18 protein-coding genes and 1 pseudogene are annotated in these 21983 nt (G+C 60.3%); 9 read left to right on the plus strand and 10 right to left on the minus strand.

The genetic code is table 11. The features are described from left to right. Nucleotides 1-151: 151 nt before the first annotated feature. Nucleotides 152-1531 carry a L,D-transpeptidase gene (locus RGR602_RS12515; protein WP_039845382.1) on the plus strand — a complete coding sequence of 460 codons (1380 nt, stop codon included), beginning with the start codon at nucleotides 152-154 and terminating at the stop codon, nucleotides 1529-1531. Nucleotides 1532-1751: 220 nt separating this feature from the next. On the opposite strand, the gene RGR602_RS12520 is transcribed toward RGR602_RS12515, so the two are convergent. From RGR602_RS12520 to RGR602_RS12545, 6 genes are all read right to left on the minus strand, one after another. Then, nucleotides 1752-2465, minus strand: a complete 714-nt coding sequence (locus RGR602_RS12520; protein ID WP_039845383.1) for a ParA family protein — start codon at nucleotides 2463-2465, stop codon at nucleotides 1752-1754. Between the two features lie 230 nt (nucleotides 2466-2695). Beyond that, on the minus strand, nucleotides 2696-3850 hold the full coding sequence (locus tag RGR602_RS12525) for an iron-containing alcohol dehydrogenase (protein WP_039845384.1): 1155 nt from the start codon (nucleotides 3848-3850) through the stop codon (nucleotides 2696-2698). After that, nucleotides 3847-5232, minus strand: coding sequence for an aldehyde dehydrogenase family protein (locus RGR602_RS12530; RefSeq protein WP_039845385.1), 1386 nt, complete (start codon nucleotides 5230-5232; stop codon nucleotides 3847-3849). The genes RGR602_RS12525 and RGR602_RS12530 overlap by 4 nt, the downstream gene beginning before the upstream one ends. 197 nt (nucleotides 5233-5429) lie before the next feature. Then, nucleotides 5430-6800 carry a glutamine synthetase family protein gene (locus RGR602_RS12535; RefSeq protein WP_039846835.1) on the minus strand — a complete coding sequence of 457 codons (1371 nt, stop codon included), beginning with the start codon at nucleotides 6798-6800 and terminating at the stop codon, nucleotides 5430-5432. 146 nt (nucleotides 6801-6946) lie between these two features. Beyond that, nucleotides 6947-8494 (minus strand): amino acid permease, encoded by a 1548-nt coding sequence (locus RGR602_RS12540; protein WP_039846836.1) that lies wholly within the window; start codon nucleotides 8492-8494, stop codon nucleotides 6947-6949. 123 nt (nucleotides 8495-8617) lie between these two features. After that, nucleotides 8618-9385 carry an N-formylglutamate amidohydrolase gene (locus RGR602_RS12545; protein ID WP_039846837.1) on the minus strand — a complete coding sequence of 256 codons (768 nt, stop codon included), beginning with the start codon at nucleotides 9383-9385 and terminating at the stop codon, nucleotides 8618-8620. A gap of 180 nt (nucleotides 9386-9565) precedes the next feature. Here RGR602_RS12545 and RGR602_RS12550 point away from each other — a divergent pair, with 180 nt between their 5' ends. The 8 genes and pseudogenes from RGR602_RS12550 (at nucleotide 9566) to RGR602_RS12585 (ending at nucleotide 17895) form a co-directional block, all read left to right on the plus strand. Next, nucleotides 9566-10438 carry a MurR/RpiR family transcriptional regulator gene (locus RGR602_RS12550; protein ID WP_039845386.1) on the plus strand — a complete coding sequence of 291 codons (873 nt, stop codon included), beginning with the start codon at nucleotides 9566-9568 and terminating at the stop codon, nucleotides 10436-10438. Nucleotides 10439-10628: 190 nt separating this feature from the next. Then, nucleotides 10629-11732 (plus strand): ABC transporter substrate-binding protein, encoded by a 1104-nt coding sequence (locus tag RGR602_RS12555; RefSeq protein ID WP_039845387.1) that lies wholly within the window; start codon nucleotides 10629-10631, stop codon nucleotides 11730-11732. A 75-nt stretch (nucleotides 11733-11807) separates the two neighbouring features. Further along, nucleotides 11808-12701 (plus strand): ABC transporter permease, encoded by an 894-nt coding sequence (locus RGR602_RS12560; RefSeq protein ID WP_039845388.1) that lies wholly within the window; start codon nucleotides 11808-11810, stop codon nucleotides 12699-12701. Further along, the gene (locus tag RGR602_RS12565) at nucleotides 12698-13483 is read left to right on the plus strand and encodes an ABC transporter permease (protein WP_039845389.1); all 786 of its coding nucleotides are present in this window, start codon (nucleotides 12698-12700) and stop codon (nucleotides 13481-13483) included. The genes RGR602_RS12560 and RGR602_RS12565 overlap by 4 nt, the downstream gene beginning before the upstream one ends. Before the next feature lie 6 nt (nucleotides 13484-13489). After that, the gene (locus RGR602_RS12570) at nucleotides 13490-14551 is read left to right on the plus strand and encodes an ABC transporter ATP-binding protein (RefSeq protein WP_039845390.1); all 1062 of its coding nucleotides are present in this window, start codon (nucleotides 13490-13492) and stop codon (nucleotides 14549-14551) included. Nucleotides 14552-14629: 78 nt separating this feature from the next. Continuing rightward, nucleotides 14630-16030 (plus strand): annotated as a pseudogene (locus RGR602_RS12575) (M20 family metallopeptidase). Between the two features lie 157 nt (nucleotides 16031-16187). After that, nucleotides 16188-17531 carry an MFS transporter gene (locus RGR602_RS12580; protein ID WP_039845391.1) on the plus strand — a complete coding sequence of 448 codons (1344 nt, stop codon included), beginning with the start codon at nucleotides 16188-16190 and terminating at the stop codon, nucleotides 17529-17531. 58 nt (nucleotides 17532-17589) lie between these two features. Further along, entirely contained in the window at nucleotides 17590-17895 is a 306-nt protein-coding gene (locus RGR602_RS12585) for an NIPSNAP family protein (protein ID WP_039845392.1), read from the plus strand. A gap of 56 nt (nucleotides 17896-17951) precedes the next feature. Here RGR602_RS12585 and RGR602_RS12590 read toward each other — a convergent pair whose 3' ends face one another. Genes RGR602_RS12590 through RGR602_RS12605 form a run of 4 tightly spaced genes read right to left on the minus strand, consistent with a single transcriptional unit; the run spans nucleotide 17952 to nucleotide 21828 of the window. Beyond that, nucleotides 17952-18953 carry an ABC transporter ATP-binding protein gene (locus RGR602_RS12590; protein ID WP_039845393.1) on the minus strand — a complete coding sequence of 334 codons (1002 nt, stop codon included), beginning with the start codon at nucleotides 18951-18953 and terminating at the stop codon, nucleotides 17952-17954. 11 nt (nucleotides 18954-18964) lie between these two features. Beyond that, on the minus strand, nucleotides 18965-20029 hold the full coding sequence (locus RGR602_RS12595) for a Gfo/Idh/MocA family protein (protein WP_039845394.1): 1065 nt from the start codon (nucleotides 20027-20029) through the stop codon (nucleotides 18965-18967). Then, nucleotides 20026-20868: a carbohydrate ABC transporter permease gene (locus RGR602_RS12600; protein WP_039845395.1), complete on the minus strand. Its 843-nt coding sequence runs from the start codon at nucleotides 20866-20868 to the stop codon at nucleotides 20026-20028. Before RGR602_RS12600 ends, RGR602_RS12595 begins: the two co-directional genes overlap by 4 nt. A 12-nt stretch (nucleotides 20869-20880) precedes the next feature. Next, a complete protein-coding gene (locus tag RGR602_RS12605) occupies nucleotides 20881-21828 on the minus strand; it encodes a carbohydrate ABC transporter permease (RefSeq protein ID WP_039845396.1) in 948 nt (315 codons plus the stop codon). Nucleotides 21829-21983 lie beyond the last annotated feature (155 nt).

The following is a 21983-nucleotide window of genomic DNA, read 5'->3' on the forward strand; positions in this document are numbered from 1 at the left end:
GCCATGGAACCCGCTTGCCAAACCAAACGTTTTGCCTCAGGCAGAAAGCACGATAATTTTCATCTTTTGTTTAGTACGAATTCATAAATTCCACACTAGCGTCAAAATTCGCAGGTGTGTGTCGGCCAAATCACTGTTCGAGGTGTAAGACGTGAATCGCTTTTTGAAATCGGGGATGTCCCTCGCCGCTGTCGTGCTGGCCCTTGCCGCTGCCGCACCGGTTGCCGACGCGCAGCAGTACGGCCGCCGCCAGCGCGATGTCGTGATGGTGACGCCTGACGGGGCGATCATCGATTACATTCCGCCGGGCGCCGACGTCTATTATTCGCGGGATCGCAACGGCAACCGGGTCCTGCTCGATGGTTACGGCAACGTCGTCGCGACGGAAATGCGCAGCAGCGGCTATTATCCGCGCCCGCCTGCCCGCGAAGCCCATAACAATGACCCCTACTACCCGGACAACAGCTACGGCAGCACGCGTTATGTGGAGCGCGGCGCCGTGACCGGCTCGATCCCGCGCGATGCGGAAATCCAGCGCGATCCACTTTACGATCAGCCCTATCCGGATGCCAACGGAGAAAGCTACCCGCAGAACGAGGACTATGCGTCGATCGAACCGGACCAGCCGTTCCCCGGCGACATGCAACCGGGGCCGCCCTCAGAACCGGTCATCACGCTCAAGGGAAAATCGAAGCCTGAGATCGTCGCCATCCAGGTCTTCCTCGACCGCGCGGGCGTTTCTCCGGGCGTCATCGATGGCCACATGGGGTCCAACGTCACCAAGGCGATCTATGCCTATGAGCAGATGACCGGCGAAAAGCTCGACCCCAACAATACCGAAGCGATCCTCGAGCAGTTGCGCCTGTCGGGCGGCTTACCCGTCACCAGCTACACAATCACGCCGGCAGATGCCGCCGGGCCTTATGTGGCCGCGATTCCGGAAGACTATTCGCAAAAGGCGCTTCTGCCTTCGATGGCCTACACCTCGACGACCGAAATGCTTGCAGAGCGCTTCCACATGGACGAAGCCTTCCTCAGGGAGATGAATCCGGGCGCGGACTTCACTGTGCCCGGCACGATCATCAAGGTCGTCAATGCCGGCCAAGCCAAGACCGGCACCGTCGCGAAGATTCTCGCGGACAAGGCCAAGAAGCAGGTCTTCGCCTATGACGCTGCTGGCAATCTCGTCGCCGCCTATCCCGCCTCGATCGGCTCCAGCGATACCCCTTCGCCCTCCGGCCTCGTCAACGTGGAACGCGTCGCTCTGAACCCCGGCTATACCTACAACCCGAAGATCAACTTCCAGCAGGGCGCAAACGATCGCATCCTGAATATCCCGCCCGGCCCGAACGGTCCCGTCGGCACGGTCTGGATCGCCCTTTCGAGGCCGACCTACGGCATTCACGGCACGCCGGAACCATCCAAGATCGGCCGCACCCAGAGCCACGGATGCATCCGTCTGACGAACTGGGATGCCACGGAGCTCGCCAAGATGGTGAAGCCTGGCGTGACGGTCGAGTTCGTCGATTGAGCGCTCTGCCCTCATCGGCCTGCCGGCACCTTTTCCATTTTGATGGGGAGAAGGCAGATGCCGCGTCTTTTCCGTTTCTCTTGGCCATTTCGCAAGCAGTCCCTCGCCCCGTTCACCCGGGGAGATAGGGTGAGCGCGTCCGCCAGGACACAATTTGAGCCGAGCCAAAATAAAAAGACCGCCGGATCGCTCCGGCGGTTGGTTCAAATGATCCAAAAATTCAAGCCGCCGAGCGGATCAGCGGTCCGGTTGCCCGGGCGCAAGCAGGAAGCTTGACCGGCACCTTGCGAATGATTTCCTCGGCAAAACAGAGCGCATTCTCGCAGGCCTTCTCCAGATTGGAAACCCGCATCGGGTCCATATCGTGCAGCGTGCCGCCGCAATCGAAGATGTCGCGGAATGCCGCACGCTCGATGATCGCCGTATCGAGGACCGGAACGTTCCGCTCGTTGAGCAGCGCCTTGACGAGTTGCAGTGCACGGGTGGTCACCATTGAATTGACACGGGTAAGCACCACCGAATGGCCAATGTTGATGCCCGCCTTCTCATCCAGATACTGCAGCAATTCCAGCACCTGCGCCCCGCCGCGCGCATCCATGGCACAGCCCTGGATCGGGATCAGCACATGGTCGGAGAGGCCGATTGCGGTGGCCAGCAGCGGATTGCGGGCGCCCGGCAGATCGATGATAAAGTAGTCCGTGGAATGCTTGTTCTCGCTGATGTGCTGCGGAAGCGAGGCGGACGTCACGAAGTCGATGACCTGAATATTCGCCACATGGCCGGAAATCTCGTGCCAGCGGGAAATCCAGTGCTGAGGGTCGGCATCGAGAATGGTGATGCGGTAACCTTTGCGGGCAAGTTCCGTCGCGAGCAGAAGGACGGCCGTGGTCTTGCCTGCCCCGCCCTTGGTGTTTGCAAATGTGATGACTGGCATGTTCGATCCTCGAAGGGAAATATCGCGAGCCGGATATCGCTCTCTAGCGCACTTTCGGGTTCATCGTGCGGTTAACGTATCCTTTCTGATGATGGTTAACAAAATCCAAACAAACGCGCCGAAATTGCAGCCCGCATTTTTCACATCCCTAAAAGTTGGGATGCCGGAAAACGAAAAAGCCCGGAAAGCTTGGGCTTTCCGGGCAAGTTTTGACGGTCCGCCTTATGTGATCAGAAGCAGTCTTTGAAAAGCGTCTTGGTATTTTCGAGCGTCATCGGGACGGGATTGCCGCCCGCGCTCGGGTCTTCGATTGCCATCGCCGAGAGCGCGTCGATCCGGTCCGGTGCGATTCCCATGGCCGAAAGGCTTTCCGGAACCCCGAGTTCAAAGCGAAGCTTCAGCACGTAATCATAGAAACCGTCGAAGCCGCCGGAGATGCCGAGATAGGCCGCAGCGCGTGCGATCTTCTCTTCGATCGCTGCGCGGTTGAACCGCAGCACCGCCGGCATCACGACGGCATTGGTCATGCCGTGATGCGTGTTGTAGACGGCGCCGATCGGATGCGACAGCGCATGGATGGCGCCGAGGCCTTTCTGGAAGGCGACAGCGCCCATGGCGGCAGCCGCCATCATGTTGGCGCGGGCTTCGAGGTCGGTCCCTTCCTTGTAGGCACGTGGCAGGAATTCCTTGACGAGGCGCATGCCTTCCAGCGCGATACCGGCAGACATCGGATGATAGAAGGGTGAGGAATAGGCTTCCAGGCAATGCGCAAAAGCATCCATGCCGGTCCCGGCGGTGATGATCTTCGGCATGCCGACGGTCAGCTCCGGATCGGCGATGACGACGCCCGGCAGGAACTTTGGATGGAAGATGATCTTCTTCACATGCGTTGTGGAATTGGTGATGACGCTGGCGCGGCCGACTTCCGAGCCAGTGCCGGCCGTTGTTGGCACTGCAACGATCGGCGCAATGCCCTCGACGCTCGCACGCGTCCACCAGTCTCCAATATCCTCGAAATCCCAGACCGGACGCGTCTGGCCGGCCATGAAGGCGACGCACTTGCCGAGATCGAGGCCCGAACCGCCACCGAAGGCGACGACGCCGTCATGGCCGCCGTCCTTGAAAGCCTTCACGCCGGCATCGAGGTTCTTCTCGTTCGGATTCGGATCGACGTCTGCAAAGATCGCGCGGCCGAGGCCTGCATCTTCCAGGATGTCGAGCGCATTCTTGGTAATCGCCATAGAGGCCAGGCCGCGATCGGTAACCAGCAGCGGCTTCTTCATGCCAAGGCTCTTGCAGGCGTCCGCCAGCTCCTTGATGCGGCCGCGGCCGAGCTTGACGGCAGTCGGATAGCTCCAGTTGGCTGTTATATTGCTGCTGCTCATGCTGTGACTTTCTTGAGGTGATAAGATTTTGGGCGCGTCAGATTGTGGAAGCCGATGATCGACAGCGAGCCGCCGCGGCCGGTTTCCTTGACGCCGGTCCAGCAAAGCGCCGGATCGAGGTAATCGGCACGGTTCATGAAGACTGTGCCGGTTTCGATTTCGCGGCCGATCCGTCCTGCCCTGTCCGGGTCCTTCGTCCAGAGCGAAGCCGTCAGCCCGTACTGGCTGTCGTTCATCAGCGCGATCGCTTCGGCATCGTTCTTGACCTTCATGATGCCGACGGCCGGGCCGAAGGTTTCTTCGCGCATGAAGGCCATCGAGTGATCGACATCGACCAGAATCTGCGGCGCGAGATAGGCTCCGCCGTCATCTTGCGGGAAGAGCTTCGGATCGATTAGCGTCCTCGCACCCTTCGAGACGGCATCGGAGATCTGCTCGCGCACGACCTTGGCGAAACGCTTGTTGGCCATCGGACCGAGCGAGGTTTCCGGATCAAGCGGATTTCCGAGTTTGTAATTGGAAACCCAGGCGACCGACTTCTCGACGAAGCTGTCATAGAGCGTTTCGTGCACATAGATGCGCTCGATGCCGCAGCAGCATTGGCCGGAATTGTAGGTCGCGCCATCCATCAACGTATCGACGGCCGCGTCGAGATCGGCGTCTTCCATGACGTAGCCCGGATCCTTGCCGCCGAGCTCGAGGCCGAGGCCCGTAAAGGTGCCGGCTGCAGCCCGCTCCATAACACGCCCGCCTTCGACCGAACCCGTGAAGTTGATGAAATTGAAGCTTCCTGCCGCAATCAGCGCCGAGGTCGTTTCGTGATCGAGGAACACGTTCTGGAAGACATCCTCCGGAACGCCTGCCTCGACAAAAGCCTGAACCAGCCGCTCGCCCACCAGCAGCGTCTGCGACGCATGTTTCAGGATAACGGTATTGCCTGCCATCAGCGCCGGAGCGATGGTGTTGATCGCCGTCATATAAGGGTAGTTCCACGGGGCGATCACGAACACGACGCCATGCGCTTCACGCTCGATACGGCGCTCGAACTTGTCGCTCTCTTCGACAACAAGGGGCGCCAGCGCGTCGGCAGCGATCGACGCGACATAGTTGGAACGCTCGTTGAAGCCCCGATATTCGCCGCCATACTTGACCGGCCGACCCATCTGCCAGGCGAGCTCCGGCACGACGAGATCGGACATCTCGTTGAGCCGCGTAACGCCTTTGAGCACAAGCTGCACGCGCTCCTCCAGCGGCCGCTTCGCCCAGGCCGTCTGCGCCTTGCGGGCACGGGCGACAACGTCCTTGGCCGCCTCTAGCGAGAGCGCTGAGCGCTCTGCGTAAACCGATCCGTCGACCGGCGAAATGCATTGGATCATAGTCATGATCGAATCCTGCCTTTTTATTCCACAAATCTCTTCGGGCACCAGCCCCTCATCCGCCGGCCGACACCTCTCCCCGCAAGCGGGCGAAGGAAGTATGCCGCACCGGTCTCGCCAATCGCAACGCCCCTTAGGGCAAGTCCCCTCGCCCCTCAAAGCGGGTCAGGGTGAGGGCAAGCAACGACCGGCCGCAAAATGCCTTACGCCCTTTCAAAGCCTCTCGCCACTTCCCAATCCGTCACGCGGCGGTCGTATTCCTCCTGCTCCCATTCGGCAGCGCGGGTGTAGTGGTCGATGACGTCGTTGCCGAAAGCCTTCCGCAGCATTTTCGATTCCGTCATTGCGACCGTCGCGGCGCGAAGCGTGTGCGGAATCTCGCGGATATCGCGCGCACCATAGGCGTCGCCGACGAATGGCGATTCGAGTTCGAGCCTGTCCTCGATCCCCTCGATGCCAGCCGCCAGCAGTGCTGCAAAGGCGAGATAGGGATTGAGGTCCGAACCGCCGACGCGGCATTCGATCCGGATCGCCTTAGTGTCGTCGCCGCACAGGCGGTAGCCGGCGGTGCGGTTGTCCTTGCTCCAGATCGCCTTCGTCGGCGCGAAGGTGCCGGCCATGAAGCGCTTGTAGGAATTGATATAGGGCGCCAGGAAATAGGTGATCTCGCTGGCGTGGGCGAGAAGGCCGGCCACGTAGTTCCGCATCAACGGCGACATGCCGTATGTACCCTTTTCATCGAAGAACAGCGGCGTCTTGCCGTCGGCGCTCCAGAGCGACTGATGGATATGAGAGGAGCTGCCGGCCGAGGTGTAGTTCCATTTGGCGAGGAAGGTGATCGCCTTGCCCTTCGACCAGGCGATTTCCTTGCAGCCGTTCTTGATGATGGCGTGCCGGTCAGCCATCGTCAGCGCGTCGGCGTAGCGCACATTGATTTCCTCCTGCCCCGCCGAAGCCTCACCCTTGGAATTCTCGACCGGAATGCCCGCACCCTGCAAACCGGTACGGATCGCCCGCATCACCTCCTCTTCCTTGGTCGTCTGGAAGATGTGGTAGTCCTCGTTGTAGGCGCTGGCGAGCTTGAGATTGCGGTAGCCGGCGGCATGGGCAGCCTCATAGGTCTGGTCGAAGAGGAAGAATTCGAGCTCGGATGCCATGAAGGCCTTCATGCCCATGTCTTCGAGACGCTTGACCTGCCTCTTCAGGATGGCGCGCGGCGAATGCGGCACCTCTTCGTGCGTGTGATGGTCAAGCAGATCGCAAAGGACCAGTGCCGTTCCTTCGAGCCAGGGAATGCGGCGCAGCGTCGAAAGGTCCGGTTTCATCGTGTAGTCCCCGTAACCCTTCTCCCAGCTCGTCGCCTTGTAGCCGGAGACGGTTTCCATCTCCATGTCGGTCGCGACCAGATAGTTGCAGCTATGCGTTTCCTTCCAGGCGCTTTCGAGGAAATATTCCGCCTGGAAGCGCTTGCCCATCAAGCGACCCTGCATGTCCACCTGGCATGCGAGAACGGTATCGATGCGCCCTTCGGCCACGTCCTTCTTGAGATCATCGAAAGTATAGCTGTTGCTCATCATTTATCCGCCTGAAATCTGGGTTGTAACTCGGGGCAATGAAACGGCATGCAGCGGCCGCCATGACCGACCAGATGCCTTTTCGTTGAACCGGTGATGGGGCCGCGCGAACGGCGGCCCCGCCATTTGAGGGAAGCTCGGTTTTCTTACGCTTCGCCAACGGCCCTTTCGGCGGCCGCGATTTCAGCCTGGCGCTTGGCGACTTCTTCGCCGATCGGCGGGCCCTTGAAGCGGCGCTTTTCGAAGCCGTACCAGACGACGCCAGTCACAACAAGGAAGCCGACGGTGATGTAGAGCGCCCAGTCATTCGGCGGCTGGATGCCGAGAATGAAAATAAGCACCATTGCAATGATCGAGAGCACGGCAAAGAGCTTGAACATCCCCTCGCCGAGGTTCCACGGCCCCATCTTGTCCCACTTCGACGTACCCCAGGCCAAGAGGCCGAGCGTGATCGGGATCGCGAAGGAGAAGAAGAGGAAGATGACGGTGCACGAAACGACGATGGTATAGACCGGCGTTTCGCCGATCGAAACCAGCGACGAACCCCACACGAAGAGGACGGCGAGGATAGAACCCGTCCAGATCGCGGCAACCGGCGTGCGGTGCTTCGGGCTGACCTTCGACAGTGCCTTGGATGCAGGCAGACCGCCGTCACGCGAGAAGGCGAAGATCATGCGGGAAACCGAGGTGACGGTTGCGAGGCCGCACAGCCATTGGCTGACCAGAATGGCAAGATACAGGATGTCCTTGACGATCAGGTTCACCTGGCTGTCCATCGCCCAGAAGAACACGTTCCAGCCCTGCTTGGCAGCTTCGTCCATGCTGGGCAGCATCAGCACGAATGCGCAAAGCATGATGTAGCCGAAGAGCGCCGACCAGAGCACGGAGGAGATCATGCCGCGCGGCACGGAGCTAGCCGCTTTTACGGTCTCTTCCGACGTATGCGCCGACGCGTCATAGCCGGTGATCGTGTAGATCGGCAGCAGGAGGCCGAGCAGGAACGCCCAGGTACCGGACGTGGCAGGCCAGACATTGCCTCCAGTTTCGCCCGAATAGTTGGCGAAGGTGAAGAGGCGGCCGAACTCGTAGGACGGAGCAGCGATCAGGCAAACCGCGGCAAGCGCGATCGCCGTCGCGAAAATCAGGTAGCCAGAGAAGTCCGTGAGCTTGGCGGTCAGGCCGATGCCCATATGGTTCACGAGCGCCTGCGCACCGGTGATGATGATCAGGAAGACGATGCGAACGAATGTCGTGTCCGTCAGCCCGAGATAGCTCGTGCCGAAGGAGCCCATGAAGAAGTAGTAGGTACCGACGTTGATGGCACCGAGCACCGTCACGAGGCCGAGCAGGTTGAACCATGCGGTCAGCCAGCCGGTGAAGCGGTTGCCGAGGATGGAACCCCAGTGGTAGAGGCCGCCCGCGGTCGGATAGGCGGAGCTGATCTGCGCCATCGCAACGGCGAAGACGAGCGAAATGAAGCAGCCGAGTGGCCAGCCGATGCCGATCGCAGCACCACCCGCGCCGGCAGTCGCCTGCGCCAGCGAGTTGATGCCGCCGGAAAGGATGCAGATGATCGAGAAGGAGACGGCAAAGTTCGAGAACGAGCTCATCCGCCTTTCCAGTTCCTGGGCATAGCCCATCGAATGCAGGATGCTCATATCCTGCTTCTTATCAAGTTCGGTATAGTCCGACATGACTTCCCCCTGTTTGACGATCGGCAGCGGAATTGCCGCAGATCCAGTGCCAAAGCTGCCCGCGGCTTTCGCCATACGGACAGATCGCAGTTAGACTGCTCCCTGGGGTCTTTTCTTTTATGGTCAGGCTTCCAGGCCTTGCTGGAGGAGCCCTGTCAGATAGTCGGCCATGACCCCTTGGCCGGCATCGTCGCTGATGAGGTCGTTGCGGATCTCGATCATTACATTGCGGAGCCCGTTCGACAGCCCGTGCAGGATCAGCGTGTGCGTCACGCCGTCCTCAGGGCCATAGGGCTCGTTGCGTTCGGTTTTGTAGAGCGGCGCGTCAGCCGCCCCTGCCAACATGCTGTCTGCCAGGCGGCTGTCGGCATCGTGCAGGATGCCGAGCTCGACGTCACGCGCCTTGCCATTATAGACCGGCGTGAAACTGTGAACAGTGACGATGACCGTCTCCTGCCCCTGCCCCTGACGGTTCTTGATGAGACGGCTTACTGCATCGTGGAAAGGAAGATACAGCGCTTCGGTACGGGCCTGCCGCTCCTTTGCGCTTAGATTCTGATTGCCGGGGATGGCATAGATTTCGCTCTTTTCGGGCATTGCGCCAGGCGAGTGCGGCGGGCGGTTGCAGTCGTAGATCAGGCGAGAGAAGCGCTGAAAGACGAGTGTTGCGTCAAGCGTCGTCGAGATGCCGCGTGCAACGGCCAAAGCGCCTGGATCCCAGGCGATGTGGCTATTCAACGCTTTCTCGGAAAGGCCGAGATTACCGAACTGCTCGGGTAACGCTCGCGAGGCGTGTTCGCAAATGACGAGCACCGCGCTCTTGCCGTGCGGCCGCTCTATGCCGACGCAGTCCCCATCCGCTTCGCTGAGAATCTTGAGCTGAGTGAGCACCTGGCCGCGCTGCCCTTCCCTTAATAAAATCTTTACAAGAAAAGAATTCTTCAGTCTTCGGGCGGTGTCAAGCGCGCTCTGAAAATTTCTTTTCATGACAGTGGTTGACATGGATTGTGACAGCGTTGTTAACTTTGAGTGGGAAAGTGGCACAAGACCAATCCCGGGGAGCAAGATCGCGTGAGCGCTGCGTCGAAGACGGTTTCGGACGTCATCCATTCGCATTTCGAAGCGCTGACGCGCGCCGAGAAGCAATTGGCAGAGAGTCTGCTGGACAACTATCCCGTTTCAGGGCTGGGCAGCATCACCACGATTGCCGAAAACGCCGGTGTCTCGACGCCCACCGTCGTCCGCATGGTCCAGAAACTCGGCTTCAAGGGTTACCCGGATTTCCAGGCGCATCTGCATCAGGAGGTCGAAGCGACGATCTCCAATCCGATCGCCAAGCATGACCGGTGGGCTTCCAATGCTCCGGGCACCCACATCCTCAATCGTTTTGCCGATGCCATCATCGGCAATCTGCGCCAAACGCTGAGCGATCTCGACACCGCGACCTTCAACAGCGCCGCTGCCCTGCTTTCGGATCGCAAGCGCGGCCTTTATTTCGTCGGCGGTCGCATCACGGGCGCGCTTGCCGAATACTTCTTCACCCACATGCAGGTCATCCGGCCGAATACTGCCCTCTTGTCGTCCAACTCGTCGAGCTGGCCGCAGTATGTTCTCAACATGAACGCCGGCGATCTGCTGATCATCTTCGACATCCGCCGCTATGAGCAGGAGATGGTAAGCCTTGCCCAGGCGGCCCGCATGCGCGGCGCCGAAATCATCGTCTTCACGGACCAATGGGGATCGCCGGCGGCAAAGCTTGCGAGACACGCCTTCCGCGTCCAGATCGAGGCACCGTCGGCTTGGGATTCTTCGGTGGTCACGCTCTTTATCGTCGAAGCGCTCATCGAAGCGGTCCAGAATACCACCTGGGACGAGACGAAAGAGCGCATGAAAACACTGGAGGGCCTGTTCGAACAGACCAAGCTCTTCCGAAAACCCGGCTAGGAGGAGAGGCAGGAACGAACAAAAACAATGAGGCTGCGTGAAGGAAATAGAACTGCCCGTCGCAGACGAAACAGAGTTCGAAAAATACTGGAAATCATAAGAAAAACGAACGTCACGCGACCGTCATACAAGATTCATGCAACGCCAGTAACAGCATCGCCAGACCACTGAAAACCGAAGGAGAACAACAGTGATCTCTAACATTTCTCGACTGCTCTCGCTTTCTACTGCGATCGTCGTAGCTTCGACTGCGATTGCCGCAGCAGAACCGAGCGCCGAACTCATCGCTGCCGCCAAGAAGGAAGGTACGCTGACGACCATCGCTCTCCCGCACAACTGGTGCGGCTACGGCGACGTCATTGCCGGCTTCAAGGCCAAGTATGGCATCGAAGTCAACGAACTGAACCCGGACGCAGGTTCGGGCGACGAAATCGAAGCAATCAAGGCCAACAAGGGCAACACCGGTCCGCAGGCTCCGGACGTCATCGACGTCGGTCTCTCCTTCGGCCCCTCGGCCAAGGCTGAAGGCCTCATCCAGCCCTACAAGGTCTCCACCTGGGATTCCATTCCTGACTCTGCCAAGGACGCCGACGGCTTCTGGTACGGCGATTACTACGGCGTTCTTTCGTTCGTCGTAAACACCGACATCGTCAAGAACGTCCCGAAGGATTGGGCCGACCTGAAGAAGTCCGAGTATGCCAACGCCGTTTCGCTCGCTGGCGATCCGCGCGCTTCCAACCAGGCTGTTCAAGCCGTCTACGCCGCTGGTCTTGCAGCGGGCGAAAAGGATGCCACGAAGGCTGGCGAAGCAGGTCTTGCTTACTTCGCAGAGCTCAACAAGGCCGGCAACCTCGTTCCGGTCATCGGCAAGTCCGCGTCGCTTGCTCAGGGTTCCACCCCGATCGTCGTCGCCTGGGACTATAACGGCCTCTCCTGGCGCGACAGCCTCAACGGCAACCCGCCGGTTGAAGTCGTCGTTCCGGCATCAGGCGTCGTTGCCGGTGTCTACGTTCAGGCGATCTCCGCCTTTGCTCCGCACCCGAATGCTGCCAAGCTCTGGATGGAATACCTCTATTCCGACGAAGGTCAGCTCGGCTGGCTGAAGGGCTACTGCCACCCGATCCGCTTCAACGACCTTGCCCAGAAGGGCCTGATTCCGAAGGAACTGCTCGACAAGCTGCCGCCGCCTGAAGGCTATGCCAAGGCTATCTTCCCGACGCTCGACGAGCAGGCCGCAGGCAAGACCGCCATCACCACCAAGTGGGACAGCGTTGTCGGCGCCAACGTTCAGTAAGCCCTGACATCCGGCCTCCCCGCCCTTAGCGGGGAGGCATTTTCTTTCACTCCGACGCCCCCGGATGAGCTTCGCATGAGCACCGTTTCAACGCCTATGGCGAGCACTGCCCCCCTGATCAATAAGGATCGCGTGATCGACTGGCTGGGTATCGCGCCCTTCGTCATCTTCGCCTTGCTGTTTCTGATCATCCCCACGCTTTATCTCGTCGTCGGCGCCTTCCTCACGCCGGAAGGCAAATTCACGTTCAAGAACATCGGCGATCTCTTCACGCCGTCGATCATCAGCGCCTATTGGATCAGCATCCGCGTATCGGTGGCTTCCGCCCTCGGCGGTGCGCTGATCGGCTTCTTTCTCGCCTGGGCAGTCGTCCTCGGCGGCCTGCCCTCCTCTGTCCGCTCGACGCTTTTGACCTTCTCCGGCGTCGCATCGAACTTCGCCGGCGTGCCGCTTGCCTTCTCGTTCCTGGCAACGCTCGGCCGCACCGGCCTCGTCACCATCTTCCTGCGCGACTGGTTCGGCTTCAATCTCTACGGCACCGGATTCAACCTTTTATCCTTCTTCGGCCTCACCATCACCTACATGTACTTCCAGATCCCTCTGATGGTGCTGATCCTGACGCCGGCGCTCGACGGCATGAAGAAGGAATGGCGCGAGGCCGCTGAAATCCTCGGCGCCACGAACCGCCAGTACTGGATGATGGTCGCGCTGCCGATCCTCTGGCCGAGCCTGCTCGGCACGACGCTGCTGCTGTTTGCAAACGCCTTCGGCGCCATCGCCACAGCCTATGCGCTGACTGGAAGCTCCCTGAACATCGTTCCGATCCTGCTTTACGCGCAGATCCGCGGCGATGTTCTTCACAACCCGAACCTCGGCTACGCGATCGCGCTCGGCATGATCGTCATTACCGGCGTCTCCAACGTCCTTTACCTGATGCTGCGCATGCGCGCCGAACGGTGGCAGAAATGAAAGCTCAACGTCTTGGCGCCTGGATCGCCATCTTTCTGGGTGCGTCCTATTTCATCATTCCGCTGATCGGCACCATCGAGTTTTCGCTGCGCATGCGCCGCGGCGTATACAGCTTCGATGCCTATCAGTCGGTCTTTTCGGACATCCAGTTCCGCGAGACCTTCGGCTATTCCATGCTGATGGCCCTTTTGACAATCGTCTTCGGCATGCTGCTCGTCGTGCCGACGGCCTATTGGGTTCGCCTGCGCCTGCCACAGATGCGCCCGATCGTGGAATTCGTGACGCTGCTCCCGCTCGTTATCCCGGCGATCGTCATCGTCTTCGGCTATTTGCGCATGTACAATTCATCGTCGGTCCTGCCATTGACGGGTTCTACGACCGGTACGAACATCCTGCTCGTCTGCTCCTACATCACGCTGTCGCTGCCCTACATGTATCGCGCGGTCGATACCGCCATGCGCGCCATCGACGTCCGCACACTGACAGAGGCGGCCGAAAGCCTCGGTGCCAGCTGGCCGACCATCATGTTCCGCTGCATCTTCCCGAACGTCATGAGCGGCGTGTTGTCCGGCGCCTTCATCACGCTGGCGATCGTCATGGGCGAATTCACGATGGCTGCCCTCCTCAACCGGCCGGCCTTCGGGCCTTATCTGCAGCTCGTCGGCGCCAACAAGGCGTACGAGCCGTCGGCGCTCGCCGTCATTGCCTTCTCGATCACATGGCTCTGCATGGGTCTGCTCAATCTCATCTCCCGCTTTCAAAAATCCGCCCCCGCAAGGTAACTGGCCATGTCATTCCTCACGCTGACCAATCTTCAGAAGTCCTTCGGCCAGGTTCAGGTCGTCCATAATTTCAACATGAGCATCGAGAAGGGAGAATTCGTCTCCTTCCTGGGGCCGTCTGGCTGCGGCAAGACTACGGTGCTGCGCATGATCGCCGGCTTCGAAACGCCGACCGGCGGCAGCCTCTTCATCAACGGCAAGGATCAGCGCCCGCTGAAGCCGAACCAGCGCAACATCGGCATGGTTTTCCAGGCTTACGCGCTGTTCCCGAACATGAACGTGCACGACAACGTCGCCTTCGGTCTCAAGGTTGCAGGCATGCCGAAGGCCGACATCGATGCGCGCGTGAAGGAAATGTTGGGCCTCATCCGCCTCGACCATCTCGCTGATCGCTTCCCCTACCAGATGTCCGGCGGCCAGCAGCAGCGCGTGGCGCTTGCCCGCGCGCTTGCCGTCAAGCCGCAGGTTCTGCTGCTCGACGAACCGCTCTCCGCGCTCGATGCGAAGATCCGCGTGTCGCTGCGCGAAGAGATCCGCCTCATCCAGCAGAAGCTCGGCATCACCACCATCTTTGTGACGCACGACCAGGAAGAGGCGCTCTCGATCTCCGACCGCATCGTCGTCATGAACGGCGGCAAGGCGGATCAGATCGGCACGCCCTTCGAGGTCTACAACACGCCCGCAACCCGTTTCGTCGCTTCTTTCGTCGGCACGCTGAACATGATCGAGGCAAAGGTCGTCGATCCGGCGGCAAACCGCATCCAGATCGGGGACCAGGGCGTGACGCTCAAGCAGTCGCTCGCAGCCTACAAGGCGGGCGATACCGTCTCGCTGGCGCTCCGTCCGGAAGCGGGCTCGCTTTCCGACAGCGTCAAGAGCGATACGGCGCTGACCGGTCAGGTCACCTCCGCCCACTTCCTTGGCTCCGTCATCCGCACCCGCATGAATGTCGGCGGCAACGTCATTTCCTTCGACATGTTCAACAGCCCGGGCGTCACCCCGCCGCAGGCAGGCGAAACCGTCACGCTCCGCTTCATGGCCGCCGACCTGCTCGTCGTCCGCGATTGATTTGCGCGGGCCGAAGGTCGCTCGGCGAAGGCTCGACTGGCTGTTTCGGTGTATTCCGCGTGATGCTATGTTGGCGACATGACCCGCGACGCTGCCATAGCCAAAGCAGAGGCTTACTTCGATTCCGGCGCCTTTCGGGAGGATTTGGCACGTCGAGTGGGGATGCCGACCGAGAGTCAGAATCCCGACCGTGCGCCGGTGCTCAGAGAATATCTAGAGGCGGAGATAAAGCCGTCTTTTGAGGCCCTTGGTTTTGTCTGCCACACACTATCCGCGCGCAACTGGCCATTTCTTTTTGCAGAGCGCATCGAAGATCCAACGCGACCGACGGTGCTTGGCTACGGCCACGGTGACGTGATACGCGGGCTTGATGATGCGTGGGACGATGGCCTCTCGCCTTGGAAGATGACCGAACGCGTCGGCAGGTGGTACGGACGCGGCGTCGCTGATAACAAGGGGCAGCATTCGATCAACATCGGTGCTCTCCGGGCCGTGTTGGAGACGCGTGGCAAGCTCGGCTTCAATGCCAAGTATCTGATTGAGATGGGCGAGGAGAGAATATCGCCTGGCCTGCGCGAACTCGCCTCCATCCACAAGGATTTGTTTCGTTCCGACGTTTTGCTTGCCTCGGATGGGCCTCGGCTGTCGGCTGGAAGGCCGACGGTTTTCCTCGGGTCTCGGGGGGCTATCAGCTTTGACGTCTGGATCGACGCGCGCAAGGGCGGCCATCATTCGGGGAATTGGGGAGGCCTTCTTTCCGACCCGGCAATCCAACTCGCCCATGCGCTTGCAAGTATATCCGGACCAATGGGGCAAATTCGCATTCCGGAATGGCTTCCACAGGGGGTTCCCGACAACGTGCGGCGCGTTCTTTCAGATTGCGAGATCGAGAATAATGCGGAAGGCCCGAAGATTGATCCGGACTGGGGCGTGCCCGGCTTAACGCCTGCAGAAAAGGTATTCGGGTGGTGCTCTTTCGCGGTCTTGGCCTTCGAGGCAGGAAACCCGAAGACACCCGTTAGCGCTATTCCGCCACGCGCCTAGGCGCGCTGTCAGCTGCGGTTCGTCGTCGGTGTTGACATACAGGATGTCCTTCCCGCCCTGCGGCACCTCGATCGGCACGCCTTTTCCTACGTGCAGATCGCTCAGTCGAGCGACGAGGTCTTTCATGCGACACGCCTAGATCCCGAGCATCCTTGGGTTCGTTGGGCGGTGGACTCGATTGTTCGCACGACCGGGAAGAAGCCGGCCGTCCTGCCAAACCTTGGTGGATCACTGCCAAACGACGTCTTCTCCGATATTCTGGAACTTCCGACGGTATGGGTGCCGCACTCCTATCCGGCCTGCTCTCAGCATGCGCCGAACGAACATCTTCCCTTTGCCATCGTCCGCGAAGGTCTTGCGCTGATGGCGGGGCTTTACTGGGACTTGGGCGAGCCCGGCGTCTTCGGGGAGATTAGAGATGGCTTAGACCACTGATTGAGCGCTAACCGATGTTCGCTTCTCCTGCGTTGCGCCTCCTTCATGTCCAAACGCGTTCAACTATCGTGATGCCGCCATCAAGAAAAAGCGCTTGAACTGACGGGCGCCATGACGCATGCACCGGATATCCCGGTTTATAAAGAAGCGCAGCCTCATGTCTCCCACCACGCCGCCCGCCGCGGCCCCTCGCCGTCTCACCTCCCAGGATTTCCGCACGCTCGGCCTTTCGGCTCTCGGCGGCGCGCTGGAATTTTACGACTTCATCATCTTCGTGTTCTTCGCGACTGTCATCGGCCATCTGTTCTTCCCGCCGGATATGCCCGACTGGCTGGTGACGATCCAGACCTTCGGCATCTTTGCCGCCGGCTATCTCGTCCGCCCGCTTGGCGGCATTATCCTCGCCCATTTCGGCGACCGCTTCGGCCGCAAGCGCGTCTTCGCCTTTTCGATCCTGCTGATGGCGCTTTCGACCCTCGGCATGGCGGCCATGCCGACCTATGCTTCCATTGGGGTCGGCGCTCCCATCTTGCTGATCCTGATGCGCATGCTGCAGGGTGCGGCGATCGGCGGTGAAGTGCCGGGCGCCTGGACCTTCGTTGCAGAACACGTCCCATTCCGCCGTGTCGGTTTTGCCTGCGGCTTCCTCTGCTCGGGCCTGACGCTCGGCATCCTGCTCGGTTCCTTCATCGCGACGATCATCAACTCGATCTACACGCCGGAGGATGTCGCTGCCTATGCCTGGCGCATCCCCTTCTTCATCGGCGGCATTTTCGGTCTCGTCGCCGTCTATCTCCGCCGCTGGCTGCAGGAAACGCCGATCTTCGCCGAAATGAAGCGGAGCCGTTCGCTGGTGACGGAACTGCCGCTGAAGGCGGTTCTCCGCGATCATCCGCGCGGCGTGGTCATCTCGATGCTGCTGACCTGGATCCTGTCGGCAGGCATCGTCATCACGACCCTGATGACCGCTACCTTCCTGCAGAAGCTTTACGGCTATACCGCCCAGCAATCGCTTGCCGCGACAAGCTTCGGCACGCTGTTTTTGATCTTCGGTACGGCAGCCGCTGGCGCGATCATCGACCGTATCGGCTCGGGCAGGTTCTTCACCGCCGCCAGCATATTCTTCGGCGCGGCGACCTTCGCGTTCTACACCTATGCCGCCGTCTCGCTGACCATGCTATTCGTGCTTTATGCCGTCATGGGCTTGGCCGTCGGCATGGTCGGCGCCGTGCCTTACGTGATGGTTCGGGCCTTTCCGGCACGTGTGCGCTTTACGGGCCTCTCCTTCTCGTACAACGTCTCCTACGCGATTTTCGGCGGCCTCACGCCGCTCGCCGTCGCATCACTGCTGCCGATCAACCCGATGGCGCATGCCTATTACCTGCTTTTGATCGCCGCGCTCGCCTTTATCCTCGGACTTTACCTGATGGCCAAGGGCGACAGCGTCGAATCCGAAGTCGGCATCGAGGAATTCACCGAGCGGCTTGCGACAAGCTCGTAAGCGACATCCCCAGCGGCCGCGGCAGTTTGCCCGGCAATCATCATTCGAGAGTATTTCAATGATTACCTGCCATTTGCGCTACGTCCTCGACCCTTACAAGATCGCGGAATTCGAGGAATATGCTCGGCTCTGGATTCCGATCGTCAATCGGATGGGCGGCACCCATCACGGCTACTTCCTGCCGTCGGAAGGCGCCAACAACATTGCCGTTGCCCTCTTTTCGTTCCCGAGCCTTGGCGCATACGAGGATTATCGCACGCGCATGGCGACGGACCCCGAATGCCAGGCAGCCTTCGAGCTCGACCGCCGCAACCGCAGTATCATCAGCTACGAACGAAGCTTCATGCGGCCCTTACTCGGATAAGCTGAAGATAGCGGTAGGAAAAAGCCCGATCGAAAACCGTTGCTTTTATTCTGCGGCTAACGAATCGCTTGGTCCTTGGCATCGAAGCGATGCATGTGCGCCTTGTCCGGCGTCGCATAGACGATCTCGTCCGGCTCGTATTTGTGTTCGCCAAAGAGACGCGCCGTCAGCAGGCCGCACTGGTCGGACTCAAGATAGACGATCGTGTCGGCACCGAGATGCTCGACATGCACGATTTTCGCTTTCCAGGTCCCCTGCTCGCGTGAAAGCGTCAGATGCTCGGGACGAACCCCGATCGTCCTCGCCTGCTTGTCGCTGAGCTTTTCTGCCGGGATCAAGTTCATCATCGGCGAGCCGATGAAGCCAGCGACGAAGACGTTGGCCGGACGATTGTAGAGTTCCATCGGCGAGCCGACCTGCTCGATCGCGCCAGCGTTCAGCACGACGATCTTGTCGGCCAGCGTCATGGCTTCGACCTGGTCGTGGGTCACGTAGATCATCGTCGCCTTCAGGCTGCGGTGCAGGCGGGCGATCTCCAGGCGCGTCTGGACGCGCAGCGCCGCATCGAGATTGGAAAGCGGCTCGTCGAAGAGGAAAAGTTCGGGTTCGCGCACGATGGCGCGGCCGATCGCGACACGCTGGCGCTGGCCGCCGGAGAGCTCGGCCGGCCGGCGCGCGAGATAGGGCCCCAGCGACAGCATCGACGAGGCCTTGCTAACGCGCGTCTCGATCTCGTCCCTCGGCGTTCCGGCCTGCTTCAGGCCAAGCCCCATGTTGTCCTTCACGGTCAGGTGGGGATAGAGCGCGTAGGATTGGAAGACCATGGCGATGCCACGCTTGGCGGGCGGCGTCAGCGTCTCGTCCTTGCCGTTGATGAGGACGGTTCCGGACGTCACGTCTTCGAGGCCGGCGATGCTGCGCAGCAGGGTCGATTTTCCGCAGCCGGACGGTCCGACGAAGATGACGAATTCGCCGTCCCTGACCTCAAGGTCGATGCCCTTCAGCACCTCATGCGTGCCATAGGTCTTGCGTATGGATTTGAGTTGAAGCGATCCCACTAGTCGTTCCCTTACAGTTTGACCGGTTTGCCGGTGCGCACGCTCTCGTCGGCGGCGAGGCATATACGCAGCGACGCGACGGCATCTGCCATGTGGCGGTTGAGGTCGAGGTCCTCGCGAATGGCCTTGAGCATGAAGGACTGCTCCAGGTCGCAGAGCTCCTGATGGCCGGGTTCGCCCGCCATCGTCATGTCCTGATCCGGATTGATGAACCTGCCGTCCGGCCCGGTATCGGCATTATGCAGCCGGATGACGGAGGTCTTGGTGTGCGTGTCGATGTCGTCCGATTTCGCGTTGGGGTCCATGACGATCGAGACCGCCCCCTTCGGCGACATGACATCTTTCACGAAGAAGGCCGTCTCCGAGATCATCGGGCCCCAGCCGGCCTCGTACCAGCCGACGGAACCATCCTCGAAGATCACCTGCAGGTGGCCGTAATTGTACATGTCCGGCGCGACCTCGCCGGAAAGCCGCAGCCCCATGCCGCGCACCTCGACGGGCTTGGCATCGGTGATCTGGCACATGACGTCGACATAATGCACGCCGCAATCCACGATCGGCGATGTCGTCTGCATCAGCGATTTGTGCGTCTCCCAGGTCGGACCGCTGGATTGCTGATTGAGGTTCATGCGGAACACATAGGGCGGCCCAAGTTTTCGAGCTTCCTCGATCAGCTTTATCCAGGATGGATGATGGCGAAGGATGTAGCCGATCACCAGCTTCCGCCCGGCCTTCTTCCCAGCCGCCACGACGCGCTCGGCGTCGCCGACGGTTGTTGCAAGCGGCTTTTCCACGAAGACATCGCAACCGGCCTCGAACGCGGCGACCGCGTAATCGGCATGGCTGTCGGAATAGGTGCAGATGGCGCAGAGATCCGGCTTTAATTCGGCAAGTGCCGTCTTGAAGTCCGGATAGATCCCGTAGCCCTGCAGCTCCGGCGCAAGCTCCGGCTTCGAGCGGTTGACGAGACCAACGATCTCGAAGCCCGGATTGTTGTGATAGGCGAGCGCATGGCTGCGGCCCATATTGCCGAGCCCCGCGACGAGAACACGGACCGGCTTCTGCAAAACGGTCATTTCACTGCTCCGGAGGTGATGCCGCGGATCAGCTGCCGCGAGAAGATGACGTAGAGCACGAGGATCGGCAGGATCGCCAGCGACAGCGCAGCCAGGACCGCGTTCCAGTTGGTGACGAATTGTCCGATGAATATTTGCGAGCCGAGCGTTACGGTCTTGGTGGATTCGGCCGGCGCCAGGATCAGCGGGAACCAGAGATCGTTCCAGATCGGGATCATCGTAAAGACCGCAACCGTCGCCATCGCCGGGCGCACGAGCGGCAGCACCAGCCGGAAGAAGATTGCGTATTCGGAAAGCCCGTCAATGCGGCCGGCATTCTTCAGGTCATCGGAGACCGTGCGCATGAATTCCGACAGGATGAAGATTGCAAGCGGAATGCCCTGCGCCGTATAGACGAGGATGAGCGCCGTCAATGTATTGACGAGACCTGCCGCCACCATGCCTTGCAGGATCGCGACCGTGCCAAGACGGATCGGGATCATGATGCCGATCGCCATGTAGAGGCCCACCAGCGTGTTGCCGCGGAAGCGGTATTCGGAAAGCGCGAACGCCGCCATCGCGCCGAACAGCAGCACAAAGAAGATCGAGACGACCGTCACGATGAAGCTATTCTGGAAATAAGTCGCGAAGTCGCCCTGCCCCAGCACCGTCTGATAGCCGACCAGGCTGAAGGTCGAGGGCGTCGGAACCTGCAGCGGCGAACGGAAGATCGCGTTGCGGTCCTTGAACGAGTTGATGATCGTGAGAAACACCGGAAAGACGGCGACGAGCGTGTAACCGATCAAAGCCAGGTGAACGAGCCCGGTGCGGATCGGCGATGTGCGTGCTCTATTGGACATGGACCACGCTCCTCAGAACTGGTACCGGCGCATGCGCCGCTGGATGGCAAAAAGATAGAAAGAGACGCCAGCGAGAATGATTAGGAACATCGTCGTCGCGATCGTCGCTCCCATGGAGCGGTCGCCGAGCTGCAGCTGGAAGCCGAAGAAGGTGCGATAAAGCAATGTTCCCAGAATGTCGGTCGACATATTCGGGCCGGCAAGCGCGCCCTGCACCGTGTAGATCAAGTCGAAGGCGTTGAAATTGCCGACGAAGGTCAGGATCGAGATGATGCCGATCGCCGGCAGGATGAGCGGCAGCTTGATCTTCCAGAACTGTGCCCAGCCGGTGATGCCGTCGCATTCCGCCGCCTCGATCACCTCTTCGGGAATGCTGAGCAGCGCCGCGTATATCAGCATCATCGGGATGCCGATATATTGCCAGTTGGAAATCAGCGAGACGGCGACCAGCGCCGGGCCGGACTGGCCGAGCCAGGGCGCGAAGAAGGATTTCATGCCAACAAGGCTCATCAGCCAGGGTGCAACGCCCCAGATCGGCGAGAGGATCAGCTTCCAGATGAAGCCGACGATCACGAAGGAAAGCAGCGTCGGCAGGAACATCGCCGTGCGGTAGAAGGCGACGAAACGCAGCCGCGGCGTGGACAGAAGCGCTGCAAGTGCAACGCCGATCGGGTTCTGCACGCACATATGAATGGCGAAAAAGATCAGGTTGTTGACGAGCGCATTCCAGAAATCATGCGCCCAGCGCGGATCGCCGAACAGCACCTTGTAGTTCGCAAGGCCAACGAAGGCGGGCACGCCGTCAACCACATTGTAGAACGAAAGCCGGAGCGTTTCGATCAACGGCAGGATCATGATCGCCGAGTAGACGACGATCGCCGGGAGAAGAAAGACGCCGATATGCCAGCGCACCGGGCGCTTGAGCGGAACCACGTCGACAGCGTTTTCAGCTTGGCTCATGGCTTTGTGCCTATTGTTATTGGCTGAGCCGACGGCGCAGCACAGGTGAAAATAGGCTGCCCCTCACCCTAACTCTCTCCCCCTGCAGGGGAGAGAACGTGCCCTACGCATAAGCTGCGCTGGCGCGAGAGGTCGCCGCGAGTCTCCTTCTCCCC

This window comes from Rhizobium gallicum bv. gallicum R602sp (genome assembly GCF_000816845.1).
GTDB lineage: Bacteria > Pseudomonadota > Alphaproteobacteria > Rhizobiales > Rhizobiaceae > Rhizobium > Rhizobium gallicum.